At 37.5% G+C, this 13,894-nt stretch carries 10 protein-coding genes and 3 pseudogenes; 10 read left to right on the top strand and 3 right to left on the bottom strand.

Annotated features, from left to right (window positions below; all coding sequences use genetic code 11):
* Positions 1-7 precede the first annotated feature (7 nt).
* The 5 genes and pseudogenes from ihfB (at position 8) to P4S65_RS13205 (ending at position 3,092) form a co-directional block, all read left to right on the top strand.
* Complete coding sequence (gene ihfB / locus P4S65_RS13185; RefSeq protein ID WP_007376597.1) at positions 8-295, top strand: integration host factor subunit beta; 288 nt, start codon at positions 8-10, stop codon at positions 293-295.
* A 21-nt stretch (positions 296-316) separates the two neighbouring features.
* Positions 317-596, top strand: a pseudogene (locus P4S65_RS13190) (lipopolysaccharide assembly protein LapA domain-containing protein).
* A 2-nt stretch (positions 597-598) separates the two neighbouring features.
* Complete coding sequence (lapB, locus tag P4S65_RS13195) at positions 599-1,735, top strand: lipopolysaccharide assembly protein LapB (RefSeq protein WP_007376595.1); 1,137 nt, start codon at positions 599-601, stop codon at positions 1,733-1,735.
* A gap of 187 nt (positions 1,736-1,922) precedes the next feature.
* Positions 1,923-2,625: pseudogene (pyrF, locus tag P4S65_RS13200) on the top strand (orotidine-5'-phosphate decarboxylase).
* Positions 2,626-2,717: 92 nt separating this feature from the next.
* Positions 2,718-3,092, top strand: a complete 375-nt coding sequence (locus tag P4S65_RS13205; RefSeq protein ID WP_096793042.1) for a hypothetical protein — start codon at positions 2,718-2,720, stop codon at positions 3,090-3,092.
* 107 nt (positions 3,093-3,199) lie between these two features.
* Here P4S65_RS13205 and P4S65_RS13210 read toward each other — a convergent pair whose 3' ends face one another.
* Positions 3,200-4,030 carry a CvfB family protein gene (locus P4S65_RS13210; protein WP_007376592.1) on the bottom strand — a complete coding sequence of 277 codons (831 nt, stop codon included), beginning with the start codon at positions 4,028-4,030 and terminating at the stop codon, positions 3,200-3,202.
* Positions 3,981-5,360, bottom strand: a complete 1,380-nt coding sequence (locus P4S65_RS13215) for a DEAD/DEAH box helicase (protein WP_337120333.1) — start codon at positions 5,358-5,360, stop codon at positions 3,981-3,983. The genes P4S65_RS13210 and P4S65_RS13215 overlap by 50 nt, the downstream gene beginning before the upstream one ends.
* Before the next feature lie 208 nt (positions 5,361-5,568).
* Here P4S65_RS13215 and trhO point away from each other — a divergent pair, with 208 nt between their 5' ends.
* The 3 genes from trhO to P4S65_RS13230 all read left to right on the top strand — a co-directional run bounded on the left by trhO (position 5,569) and on the right by P4S65_RS13230 (position 9,334).
* Positions 5,569-6,576: an oxygen-dependent tRNA uridine(34) hydroxylase TrhO gene (trhO, locus tag P4S65_RS13220; protein ID WP_002961191.1), complete on the top strand. Its 1,008-nt coding sequence runs from the start codon at positions 5,569-5,571 to the stop codon at positions 6,574-6,576.
* Between the two features lie 148 nt (positions 6,577-6,724).
* Complete coding sequence (locus tag P4S65_RS13225; RefSeq protein ID WP_337120334.1) at positions 6,725-8,620, top strand: DUF294 nucleotidyltransferase-like domain-containing protein; 1,896 nt, start codon at positions 6,725-6,727, stop codon at positions 8,618-8,620.
* 3 nt (positions 8,621-8,623) lie between these two features.
* The gene (locus tag P4S65_RS13230; RefSeq protein ID WP_337120335.1) at positions 8,624-9,334 is read left to right on the top strand and encodes a 3'-5' exonuclease; all 711 of its coding nucleotides are present in this window, start codon (positions 8,624-8,626) and stop codon (positions 9,332-9,334) included.
* A gap of 96 nt (positions 9,335-9,430) precedes the next feature.
* Here P4S65_RS13230 and P4S65_RS13235 read toward each other — a convergent pair.
* Positions 9,431-11,007, bottom strand: a pseudogene (locus tag P4S65_RS13235) (BCCT family transporter).
* 627 nt (positions 11,008-11,634) lie between these two features.
* Here P4S65_RS13235 and egtB point away from each other — a divergent pair.
* Both egtB and egtD read left to right on the top strand, forming a co-directional pair.
* On the top strand, positions 11,635-12,906 hold the full coding sequence (egtB, locus tag P4S65_RS13240; RefSeq protein WP_337120336.1) for an ergothioneine biosynthesis protein EgtB: 1,272 nt from the start codon (positions 11,635-11,637) through the stop codon (positions 12,904-12,906).
* Complete coding sequence (gene egtD, locus P4S65_RS13245; RefSeq protein WP_337120337.1) at positions 12,903-13,877, top strand: L-histidine N(alpha)-methyltransferase; 975 nt, start codon at positions 12,903-12,905, stop codon at positions 13,875-13,877. Before egtB ends, egtD begins: the two co-directional genes overlap by 4 nt.
* Positions 13,878-13,894: the final 17 nt, after the last annotated feature.

Here is a 13,894-nt window from a genome sequence, read left to right on the forward strand (position 1 = left end):
AAACGATATGACTAAGTCAGAATTGATAGAAACACTTGCGGAACAACACGCACACGTTCCAGTGAAAGATGTTGAGAATGCTGTAAAAGAAATTCTTGAACAAATGGCCGGCTCATTATCTACTTCAGATCGTATTGAGATCAGAGGTTTTGGTAGTTTCTCTTTGCATTTCCGTGCTCCTCGCACAGGTCGTAACCCTAAGACTGGCGATACAGTTGAGCTTGACGGAAAGCATGTACCTCATTTTAAACCGGGTAAAGAATTACGCGACCGCGTGAATGAAAGTATTGCCTAGTTAACTTAGTGGAGTAGTTACTTGTTTAAGGTCTTAAAAATTATTCTGGTTGCGCTATGCCTAATTAGCGCATTTGTATTGGGTTCTCAAAATCCACAATTAGTACAAATTAATTATATTATTGCCAGTAATACATTACCTTTAGCTGTAATAATAAGTATTTGCTTTTTACTGGGTGTTTTGATCGGTTTTTTTATTAGCTTTAAATTATTTTCACAATTGAAGTGGCAAAACTATCGGTTGAAAAAGTTATTAGTACCTGAAGAAGATAAAAAAGCTTGCTGCTAATAAAGACATTTAATTATGATTGAGCTTTTGTTTTTATTACTCCCTGTTGCAGCCGGTTACGGTTGGATTATGGGGAAAAACAGTGCTAAAAACCAAGCTCACTTACTTAATCGTCAGATTACCTCTGAATACAGTAAAGGCTTAAAGTTTTTACTCGATAGAGAAGAAGACCAGGGCTTAGAGCATTTAATTAACTTGCTTGAAGTTTCGGCTGATTCAGTCGAGCACTATTCTACACTTGCCACTATGTTTCGCCGTCGAGGTGAACTAGACCGCGCAATAAAAATCCATGAACTACTTTTAAAACACCCAAGCTTAAATGAACAACAAGCTGCAACAAGCCGTTTAGAACTTGCTGAAGACTATATTATGGCTGGTTTACTTGATGGTGCTGAAGAACATTTAGTCTGGCTAGTTAAAGCAGGACATGTTGAAGCGCTCGAACCTATTATAACTTTGTATTCGCAAACTCGCGAATGGGAAAAAGGTATTAATATGTTTGAAGCCCATAGCGAGTTATTTTCTAAAGAACAGCAATTCAAAGCTATTGCTAATTTTTATTGCGAATCTGCTCTGAGTGATGATAATCCACAATTAATGAGAAAAGCAATTAGCTTAAATTATAAAGCAGTGCGTCCTCTGTACGAATTAGGTTTATTGGCTTATATAAAAGAAGACTACGTTAAAGCAATTTATTACTGGCGTGAACTTGTTACTCAATTTACTTTGTTTGCTCCGCTATTTATTGATCAGCTCGCACATAGTTATAAACAATTAAATTTAACGCATCAATTTCATGAGCTAGTAGGTGACTTGTTAGAAAAGGGCGGTGTATTAATAAAAATAAAACACTGCCAAGCTTTGCTAGAACAAGGGCATACAAAACAAGCTTTTGATTTTTTAACTGATAGTTTAAAACGTCAACCTACTATTCGTGGTTTTAGTTTTTTACTGCAATTGATGGGTGATCAAAACAAAAACACAAAAGAAGTACTGAATCAAATTGATAAATTGGTTACTTCTTACATAGCGACTAAACCTGACTTTCAATGTCAGCACTGTGGCTTTACTAGCTACACGATTTATTGGAATTGCCCTTCTTGTAAACATTGGGAAACTATTGTTCCAAGCAGAGGATTAGACGGATTTTAATAACCCCTTTAATAATACTGGATTTAAAGATGATCATTTTAGCAAATTAAACTGAGTGTTTACTTAGTTGAAATTTTTGTAAAACACAGTCTATATAAATTTCATTTATCAACACTTAAAATCACCTGCTGAAGATATCGCATTAGATCTATTTATAGTTACTTTATAGCCATACATTAGGATAGTTATGTCTTTTGAACACTCAAAAAAATTCTTATAGCATTAGATTACGACGATCAACAAATAGCTCTAGACTTTGTTAAGCAACTTTCACCAGAGACATGTCGCCTTAAAGTTGGCAAAGAGATGTTTACTTATTTTGGTCCTACTTTTGTTAAAGAACTAATTGATTTAGGCTTTGATGTTTTCCTAGACTTAAAGTTTCATGACATTCCTAATACAGTTGCAAAGGCTGTGACTGCAGCTGCAAAAATGGGAGTATGGATGGTTAATGTACATGCATCTGGTGGCTTTGAAATGATGAATAAAGCTAAAATGGCCCTAGAAAAATTTGGTGATAAAGCACCTTTGCTAATTGCTGTGACTGTTTTAACAAGCATGGATGAAAAAGAGCTTGAGCGTTTAGGTATTGATAAGCCGGCGAAAGAGCAAGTTATCTATTTAGCTAAACTTGCTCAAGAGGCTGGACTTGACGGTGTTGTATGTTCAGCGCAAGAAGCTGAGGTACTTAAATCCGAGCTGGGGAAAGCTTTAAACTTATCACTCCAGGTATTCGTCCAGAAGGGAGTGCAGCAGGCGATCAAAAGCGTATCATGACACCTAAGCAAGCCATTGATGCTGGTAGTGATTATTTAGTGATTGGACGGCCTATAACGCAATCTGAAAACCCTTTGAGAGTATTAACTGATATTAACAAGTCCATTGCTTAATTCAATAAAAAGTAGTTGTTAAGTGCTATGCCCTTACTTAATTGGTATATTATGCTACATTAATAGTATCAAAATTCAGTAGGGGATCTATTTTGAAGTCGTTTTTTGGTTTGGTTTTCATTATTATTGCGGGTTTTTTAGTTAACAAGTATGTTCTTTCAAGTAAAGCTTATGATGGCGTGACAAAGGTTACAGATATTATTTCTAGCTACCCTATTAACGTATATGATTTTAAAAAGACGATGGCTGATTACGCTTATCATTTATGTTATAAAAATGAAGGCGTCTTAAGTAACCATAATATTAGTATAAGTGAATGTGTTGATAATCACGATGAGCGAAAACAAGACTGTGACAAAAAGGTATTTCGTTTAGCACCACTTAATCTAGAAACTAAAGAAGATGCGCTTGATTATTCCAGGCAATATACGCAATGCACTTTACCTTATAAGTATATTTTAGGTTGATACACTTTCATTAATATTTTAGGTTTAATAAACGATAAAAACCTTATTTTCAAATCAACTAATCTAAAAAATTAAAGCGTTTAGTAAGTATACTAAACGCATTTTTGTTACTTCAAACGGATTGATTTTGCTTCAATATCTATTAACTCTTGTTTAAATAAGCCACCAATTGCTTTTTTATAATTAGCCTTACTGGTAGAAAACATCTTTTTTATTGCTTCAGGATCAGACTTATCACCAAGTGGAATAACACCGCCTTCGTTTTTAAGTTTTTGCATAATAGTTTCACCAAGGTCACTTACTTTTCCCATACCTGGCTTTTCTAGTACAACATCAATTTTTCCGTCGTCACGTACTTTTTGAATATAGCCTTTAAGCTTTTGACCCACAAATAAGCTTTTAAATACCATATTGTAAAAAACAACACCGAAGTGCGATTCTTCAATTAATACTTTGTAGCCAATATCTGTTTTTCCAGCAACAATTAAATCCACTTCTTGTAAGTGAGTATATTGCGGCTCATCTTTTGACAGGAAACGATTAAAGTTGTTTGAGGCACAAATACGTTGGCTTGCATTATCAAGGTACAGACGTACTAAATAAGAATGGCCTTCTTGCATGCGTGGTTTTTGTTCATTAAAAGGTGCAAGCACATCTTTCTCAAGCCCCCAATCTAAAAACGCCCCAATACTATTTATTTCTTTAACGCGCAGTAGGGCATACTCGCCAACTTGAGCATGTGGTTTCTTTATTGTTGCTGTGGCCAAATTAGCATTGTCTAAAAAGATAAATACACTAATACTATCGCCCGCTTCAAGCTCATGTTTTATTTCTTGTTTTGGTAAAAATACTTCACCTAAATCATGGCCGTCTAAGTAAGCACCTTCGTTACTCACTTCTTTTACAAATAATGTTTGTGTGGTTCCTAGGTAACTCATAATTATTCCTGCTCAGGCTTTTTTTACGGCGCATTGGTGTATCGCCATCAATGTTCATCGGTGCTTTAATTGGTGCTGTAGGCTTTTTAGGTTTAGCTTTGCGCTTAAATGCAGGCTTTTTAACAGCGGCGGCTTTTTCTTTAGATTTGTCCCACGCTGCCTCAGGTTTTTTCTCTTTTAAACCTTTAAACTTAGCTTTTAAGCTCTCTACGCTCGCAAATTTTAATTCGTCATTTAAAAATGCTTTAATAGCTAAATAACTTGCCCAATCTTTTGGGCCAACTAATGAGATTGCGTTACCTTTAAAGCCTGCTCGTCCTGTGCGACCTATGCGGTGTACATATTCTTCAGCGTGTTTTGGTAAATCAAAGTTAATAACATGCGTTACGCTTAGTAAATCTAAACCACGAGATGCAACGTCGGTGGTGATCAATATTTTAAAGTTTTCGCGACTAAACGAATCCATGATATCTAAACGTTTACTTTGCGTTAAATCACCAGCAAGCGCTACAGATTTGAAGCCTTTAGCATTAAGCGCTTCACTCAAACGGCTCGTGTCAGAACGCGTTGCTGTGAAGATAATACATTGGCCAACATCATCTTGGTTTAAAAAGTGCTCTAATAGCGCTTCTTTATGATCAAGGTGATCGGCAAGGTATAACGTTTGTTTAATATCGCTATGTTGCTCATTTGCTGCACTTAGCGTAATTTGCTTTGGTTTTTTTAATAGGTTACGTGATAGAGCATCTACTTGTGCATGGTCAAGTGTTGCAGAAAACAATAACGTTTGACGTAAACGGTGATTAGCTTGCTCGTTAATCATTTTTAACTGCTCAGTAAAACCTAAATCTAAAATACGATCGGCTTCATCAAAAATAAGCAGTTCTAGTCCGCTCAATTGTAATGAGCGTTTTGTAATGTGATCAGCTAAACGCCCAGGTGTAGCAACTACGAATTGTGGGTCGTTTCTAAGTGCTTTTATTTGGTCATTAAAGTTTTCGCCGCCAAGTATTTTAACTGCCTTAATAGCTGTGCCAGCAATTAATAAACGCAGCTGAGTAAATACTTGCGTAGCAAGCTCACGCGTAGGAGCAACAATAAGTACACGAGGATCGCGTTTGCTGAGTGCTTTTTGTTTCATAACCCTTTGTACAGCAGGTAATAAAAACGCCAAGGTTTTGCCCGACCCAGTTTTAGACTGAGCGAAAATGTCATGCCCTGCAAGTGCGGTAGGCACTGCATGCGCTTGAATATCGGTGGGCTGGGTGATCCCTTGATGTGCTAGTTGTGTTTCAAGGCGTGTATCAATCCCAAGATCAGTAAACTGCAATGTGTGTTTCTCCAAAATGAGCAAATTAACTCTATAAATTTATCAGCGCATTATAGCTTACACAGCTAGGTCGCTAACAGTAAAAACCAATCTATAGCGCTATTTTTTGCAATTAAACTAAAAAAGCGTAAAATACGCGCCCCATATGCGCCGGATTTACGATTCGGTAAACGCCAATATTGGCTAACAAGGCAAAATAGGAAATATAATGACTGTTGTTCATAAAGATAATGTAACGGGCGATCACTTTGTAGTATGTGCGCTGTATAAGTTTGTAGGTTTACCTGAATTTGAAGCTATCCGTAAGCCATTACTAGAAGTGATGGAAGCAAATGAAGTACGCGGTACTTTATTGCTCGCTGCCGAAGGTATAAACGGCACTGTTTCTGCAAAACGTGAAGGGATAGACAACTTATTAGCATGGTTAGATGAGCAACCAAATTTAAAAAACATCGTTACAAAAGAATCTTACGACGATGAATGTCCGTTTTACCGCACTAAAGTAAAACTAAAAAAAGAAATTGTAACGATGGGCGTTGAAGGCGTAGATCCGCTTAAAGTTGTGGGTAGCTATGTAAAGCCAAATGAGTGGAACGCACTTATATCTGACCCTGAAGTAATTTTAATTGATACACGTAATGATTACGAAATTGAAATTGGTACATTTCAAAATGCGGTTGATCCAAATACTAAAACCTTTCGCGAATTTCCACAGTGGGCTAAAGAAAACTTAGACCCTGAAAAACACAAAAAAGTGGCGATGTTTTGTACCGGCGGTATCCGCTGTGAAAAATCGACAGCCTACATGAAAGAGCAAGGTTTTGATGAAGTTTATCACCTTGAAGGCGGTATTTTAAAATACCTAGAAGAAGTGCCAAAAGAAGAAACCATGTGGGAAGGCGAGTGTTTTGTATTTGATAATCGCGTTGCGGTTGATCACGACTTACAAAAAGGCTCTTATGATCAATGCCACGCGTGTCGTATGCCAATTACAGAAGACGAAAAGTTAAAGCCTGAATACATGGAAGGCGTTTCTTGTCATCACTGTATTGAAGAAGTAACGGACGAACAACGCGCACGTTTTGCAGAGCGCCAAAAGCAAATAGAACTAGCGCAAGCACGTGGTGAGGGCCATATTGGCAATGAGGCACAAGCTGTTTTACAGCAACGTAAAGAAGCTAAAAAAGCCCAAAAAGACGCTCAGCGCGGTAAATAATTTTTTACAATAAGTAGTACATTTAAAGAGTCTATTTAGGCTCTTTTTTTGTGCCCAAAATTGTGCAGTAATTGTTTTCACACCCCGATGATAGTGTTAGTCTGCAAAATAGATTTAGTCATTTTAATGCGCATACAGGAAGGGATTTATGCAAGCCGAACAAGTTGAAATCGCACAATTTTTAGCACAACATCCTCCTTTTGATGACTTACCTCAAAAAGCGCTTAATGAGCTAGCTCAACAAGTAGAAGTGGCTTATTTCAGAGCTCAAACAGATATTTTGAGTTTTGGACAAGACATTTCTGATTTGTATGTAATTAGAAGTGGCTCTGTAGAAATGTATCGCCGAAATGGCGAGCTGTACAATCGTTTGGCTACCGCAGGTATATTTGGTCAAATGGGTTTATTGATGAACCGTAAGGTGCGTTTTCCCGCAACTGCTCTGGAAGATACGTTAGTATATTGCATAAATGTTGAGCTATTTAATCGTTACTGTGATGAGTTTGATGCGTTTGCTGATTACTTCGAAACAGACGGTAATGTGCGTTTGCATCAAGCTATTGTCGAGCAAGCCGATGGTAATGACCTGACAACCGCGAAGGTAAAATCATTAATTCACAGAGATGTAGTCACCGTAGATGCAACTTCTACAATACAAGATATCGCTAAATTAATGACCGAAGAGGCGGTATCGTCAGTGTTGGTAACCGATGTAAATAACCCCATAAATGATGACCCAGAAGAAGATGATGGACAAGTAGTTGGTATAATAACTGATAGGGATTTACGCACTAAAGTAGTGGCTAAAGGGCTTGCCTTTAACACGCAAGCAAAAGAGATTATGTCCACTAACTTAGTGCTTTTAGATGCTAATGACTATATTTTCGAAGCAGTATTGGCCATGCTTAGAGATAACTTACATCATTTGCCAGTAGTACAAAAAAGACGCCCAATAGGAGTTATCTCCCTCTCTGATATTTTGCGTTATGAATCGCAAAGCAGCTTATTACTTGTACGTGGCATACTGGCTCAACAAACAATAGAGGATTTGGCGCATTATGCACGCCAATTGCCCAATGTATTTGTTCGAATGGTTAATGAAGATGCAAACTCACACATGGTTGGTACAGCCATGGCTGTTATAGGGCGTACATTTAAACAAAGACTACTTGTATTAGCAGAAGAAAAGTTTGGACCACCTCCTGTGCCTTATTGTTTTATTGCTCTGGGCTCAATGGCTCGCGACGAGCAACTTATTGTAACAGATCAAGATAACGCGCTTATTTTAGATGACAGTTACGACGACGAAAAACATAACGAATATTTTCAAAATATTGCCGATTTTGTCTGTGATGGCCTAGCGCAATGTGGTTACACCTATTGTGATGGCGAAATAATGGCGTCGTTTAAAAAGTGGCGTAAAACTCGCTCACAGTGGTTCGATCAATTTGCTGATTGGATAGCGCAGCCTAAACCACAAGCACTGCTTAATAGTTCTATATTTTTTGATTTAGACGGGGTGTGGGGTAAAACTAAGTGGGCTAATGAGCTTAAAATATTTATAGCCAAACAAAGTAAAGTTAATCGGGTGTTTTTAGCTAACATGGCAGCAAATGCTAGAAATAGAACACCACCGCTTGGCTTTTTTAAAGGCTTTGTTATGGAGCATAATGGCCAACATAAACGTTCAATGAACTTAAAGCGAAGAGGTACTGCACCGCTTTCAGATGTTATACGCGTGCATGCGTTAGCCATTGGTTCGCGTAAACAAAATTCGTTTGAGCGTTTAGAAGATATTATTGAAGCGAAACTTTTACCAAAGGGTAAAGCGCAAGATTTACGTGATGCACTTGAGTATATTGCCATGATGCGAATTCGTCATCAAGCGTGGCAAATAGAGAAGGGCGAAGAGCCAGATAATGACTTAGACCCACATTTACTTTCTCCGTTCGAGCAACGAAACTTAAAAGAGGCATTCGCTATTTTAGAAAAAGCACAAAGCTATTTAAAATTTAGCTACACAGCAAACTCTGGTATGAAGTAGCCTATGAATCCGCGTAATCATAAAGCAATTAATTGGCAAGCTAGGTATAACGAGCTTGCCAATAGCACCAAAAATAAACTCTTAAAACACTTTTATGCGGGTGCTTATAATCAAGACAAAGCTGCAATAAAAGACGTACCTTTTGTAGCAATGGATTTTGAAACAACAGGCTTAAATAGCCAAAACGACGATATAGTGAGTGTTGGTTTAGTGCCGTTCAATTTAGAGCGCATTTATTGTAAGCACAGTCGGCATTGGGTTGTGCAGCCTAGACGAAACCTTCATGAAGAGTCTATTTTAATACATGGAATAACGCATTCTGAGGTGGACGACGCCCCCGACTTTAATCGAATCATTGAACCTTTACTTGAAGCGCTCAGTGGAAAAGTAGTCGTGGTGCATTATGCCGCAATAGAGCGTCACTTTTTAAATAATGCGTTATTGCTAAGGCTTAAAGAAGGTATTGAATTTGCGGTTGTTGATACAATGGAAATAGAAAGAAGAGCACTAAAAGCAAGGCAGGGTTTATTAGGTCGAGTATTTAATACAAAACTTGGCTCACTCAGATTAACAGATTGCCGTGCGCGTTATTCTTTGCCCGCGTATCAAAACCATAATGCATTAACAGATGCTCTTGCTACCGCTGAGCTATTACAAGCGCAGCTGAGTCATCATTATCGTGTAGATACTCCAATCTCAGAGCTGTGGCTTTAGCTTTTAATGACTAAACAAAAAAACGCCGCAAAAATTGCGGCGCTTTCGTTACTAATTAAAAGTATTACTAACTAAAAGTGTTACTTACTAGAAATATTACTTAACTGGGCGAGGCTCAGTACGTAAACCTAAAACTAAGCTTAAACACATAAATAATAATACAATAGTAAATGGCAACCCTGTAGAGACAGCGCCTGCTTGTAGTGCTTCAATTGCTTGTGTGCCACCAATCCAAAGTAAAGCAGCTGCAATTGCGCCCTCAACCGATGCCCAAAATATACGTTGTGGTACCGGTGCATCAATTTTACCGCCAGCTGTAATTGAATCAATTACTAATGAACCAGAGTCAGATGACGTAATGAAAAATACCAACACTAATAAAATTGCAATAAACGATAAAATATTAGATAAAGGTAATTCATCAAGCATTTGGAACATAGCTAAAGGTACTTCAGTTAAACCATTAGTGCCTAACGCACCAACACCATTAACTACTTGATCAATCGCAATACCGCCGTAAATAGACATCCATAAAACAGTAACTAGAGTAGGGATAAGTAAAACCGCAATTAAGAATTCACGAATTGTACGACCTCGTGATACACGCGCGATAAACATACCTACAAACGGTGACCAGGAAATCCACCAAGCCCAGTAAAATACAGTCCAACCATGCATCCATGTTTCGTCTTCACGACCGTGAGGATTACTCAATGGAATAATATTTTCTACATAGCCCATTACGGTAGTGGGTACATTACCCATTGCTACAGCAAAGCCTACTAAACAAACAATAATAATGAAAACGCAATTAGCATATTTACATTACTTAGCAGTTTCACACCACCGTCAATACCACGAACCACAGAGACAATGGCTAAAAGTGTTACACCCGCAATAACTAGAATTTGAGAGCCAATGCCACCTTCTGTACCAAATACGTGGTTAATACCTGCAGAAGCTTGTTGCGCACCTAAACCTAAAGATGTTGCAAGGCCAAATAACGTAGCAAGTACAGCTAAGATATCAATGATATGACCAGGCCAACCCCAAGCTCTATCACCTAATATAGGGTAAAAAATAGAACGAATTGAAAGCGGTAAACCTTTGTTATAGGTAAAAAATGCAAGAGATAAACCAACAACAGCGTAAATAGCCCAAGGGTGAAGACCCCAATGAAACATTGTTGCGCCCATTGCTAATTTTGCAGCTTCTGGTGTATTAGCGGCTACATTAAGCGGTGTTTCGTACCAACCAGTAAAGTAAGCAACTGGTTCAGCAACGCCCCAAAACATAAGGCCGATACCCATACCAGCAGCAAATAACATAGCAAGCCATGAAACGCGAGAGTGAGAAGGTTTAGCGTCATCACCACCAAGGCGAATATTACCGTAAGGAGAAACAATAAGTGCTAAACAAAAGAGTACAAAGAAGTTAGCAGCCCACATAAATAGGGCATCAAAATTATTAATAATATCGGTCTTGATACTATCAAGCGCTGTTTTTGCAGTTTGTGGGTCGGTAACAAGTATGGCGATTAAAAAGATGACAATCAGGCCCGCACTAGTTCCAAAAACAGGGTTGTGAATATCAAACCCCCACTTTTGTACGTTGTCCTGACCTACGGTGTAATCCGTGTTGTCAATACTATATTTGTCATGATTTTCCTTCATGCAATACCTCTTTAGTTGTCCTAACAAGCCAAAATAAATTCGGCGTCATATCGAATTACATTAGTCTTTAAATATTAAGTAAAAAGTAATACCGTAATTATTTGAAGACTAACTAATTTGAAGCGTGATCATACAGCTAGTAGTGTATGAGTTAAATATTAAATGTAAATGAATTTGTATTTAAAACGCTGTTTATATGGCCAAATTCATGATTCTTTCATTTAAAAGCCCTAAATTTAAAAATTCAGTGAACGTTAAAATTTAGTTTGCTATTAAAAGTATTAATTTACTTGATTAAGAAAAAAAGATCATTTTTAAGTAGCTTAATTAATGCTTAAATATTAGGACTTGTTAGTCTTTTAGGATTGAAATTTGTTAAGTCTAGTCGCGATTTAATCGCTCCTAGTTTTATAGCTTAGCGGTTCGGTAACAGCTTATGCGTTATTTTTCATGCTTGCATACACGTAAGAATAATCAAAAACCGGCTAGCAAAGAGCAAATTTCTCTTCAAGCCTATTATAAATTTATAAGCCGATAAGCATCTTTAATCAAGTTGTAATATGAATATGATTTAACACAACACTAAGCTATATTTTATAAATAGATAGGCAAAGGATTAATACTATTATGCGTGAAAGCGTTACAAACGATACCAATCAAAACGAACTTGTTAAACACTTTTGCAGCGTTAGAGACGAAAGCCTAGCCATTATCGAACCACTCACTGTAGAAGATTGCCAATTACAAGCTATGGCTGATGCTAGTCCCACTAAATGGCATTTAGCGCATACCACGTGGTTTTTTGAAACGTTTTTACTTAGTGTTCATTGTAAACAGTACGCAGTGTTTAACCCTCACTATAAAATGCTTTTTAATTCTTACTACAATGGGATTGGAGAGCAATTTAAACGGGCAAACAGAGGAAGCTTATCTAGGCCAGGTTTAGACGAAGTGCTAGCTTACAGAGAACATGTAGATAGCCGCGTGATTGAATTACTTAAGACTGACGTTAACCCGCACATTAAAGATATTATTGAACTTGGGTCACACCACGAGCAACAGCATCAAGAGCTAATGCTTATGGATATTAAATATAACTTTTCAGTAAATCCATTATTTCCTCAATATAAAACATCGCTTTTAAATAGCCAAAAAAAATCAGCTGATATTAAACCCCTTAATTTTATCAATTTTGAACAAGCCATTATTAATATTGGCACAAATGCCGACGATGAATTTGCATATGATAACGAGTGCCCCAAACACCAAGTACTAATTCATCCATTCAGTTTTGCTAATAGATTGGTCACTAATGGTGAATATTTAGACTTAATAAATGCCGGTGGATATAGCAATCCACAATATTGGTTAAGCGACGGTTGGGCGCATATTCAAAACACTCGTTTAACGCATCCATTATATTGGCATTGCATAAATAACGAATGGTTTGAGTTTACACACTACGGATTGCAGCCTTTAAATTTAAGTGCACCCATCAGCCATGTTAGTTATTTTGAGGCCAGCGCCTATGCTAATTTTGTAAAGGCTCGCTTGCCTACAGAGTTCGAATGGGAATATGCAGCTAAAAATACATCTTTAACAGACACTAATAATAACTACCTAATACCACAACAAGCAAAAGATGATACCGAAATAAACCAGTTAACGGATTCATGTTGGCAATGGACAAACAGTGCATATTTACCATACCCCGGTTTTAAACCTATTGAAGGAGTAGCAGGGGAGTACAATGGTAAATTTATGAATAACCAAATGGTGTTACGTGGTGGGTGTGTGTTTACCCCTCAAAACCATTTACGACAAACATACCGAAATTTTTATTACCCACATCAAGCGTGGATGTGCAGCGGGATAAGACTAGCTAAGGATATAGTATGAGCCAAGTAACAGCGATTAAAAAAAGTAACATAACCGACACTGAATTTTTAAACGACGTGATAAGCGGATTAACTCAACAACAAAAAACGCTTCCGTGTAAGTATTTTTACGATGATAAAGGTGCTGCATTATTCGAGCAAATAACATCCTTACAAGAGTATTATGTTACACGTACGGAGCTGTCTATTTTAGAGCAATACTCGCAGTCGATTGCTCAAATGCTACCTGAAAACCTCTCTATTATTGAGCCTGGGTGTGGTTCGGGTAAAAAGGTCGCGTATTTATTAGCGCATATGGCAAACGTAAAAACCTTCGTACCGTTTGAAATTTCTGAGGAGATGCTCAGTTATTCACTTGCACATTTGTCGCCATTATTTCCAGATTTGGCAATTTCGCCATTACTAGGAGACTTTACACATAATCAAATGGTTAAACAGCTAACCAAAGACACCGCTTTAGATAGTCAAACCAATTTGGTGTACTTTCCGGGCTCGACTCTTGGCAATTTTTCTCCAGTTAAAGCCATCGAGATTATGAATAATTTCCATCGCTTATGCGGTGTAAACGGTTATGTATTAATTGGGGTTGATTTAGTTAAAGAGCGCCAAGTGTTACTTGATGCATATAACGATAAAGCGGGAGTTACCGCCGCATTTAATAAAAATTTACTACAACGTATTAATAACGAGCTAAACGGCACATTTAATATAGATAACTTTAGCCACGAGTCACGCTTTAACGAGCAACATAGCCGTATTGAAATGCATTTAGTAAGTAATTGCACTCAAAGCGTGATTATAAATGATCAGCAAATAGACTTTATAGAAGGTGAAAGTATCCATACAGAAAACTCTCACAAGTACACGCTCGAGTCGTTTAAGCAGCTAGCAGCGCAAGCTAATTTAAAGTTAGAGCAAACATGGCAAGACGATAGTAACTATTTTGCATTGTGCTTGTTAAGACCGCTATAAACGTTTACTTAAGTTAT

Origin of the sequence: Pseudoalteromonas sp. B131b, assembly GCF_037162545.1 — a bacterium.
Taxonomy (GTDB): Bacteria; Pseudomonadota; Gammaproteobacteria; order Enterobacterales; family Alteromonadaceae; genus Pseudoalteromonas; species Pseudoalteromonas fuliginea.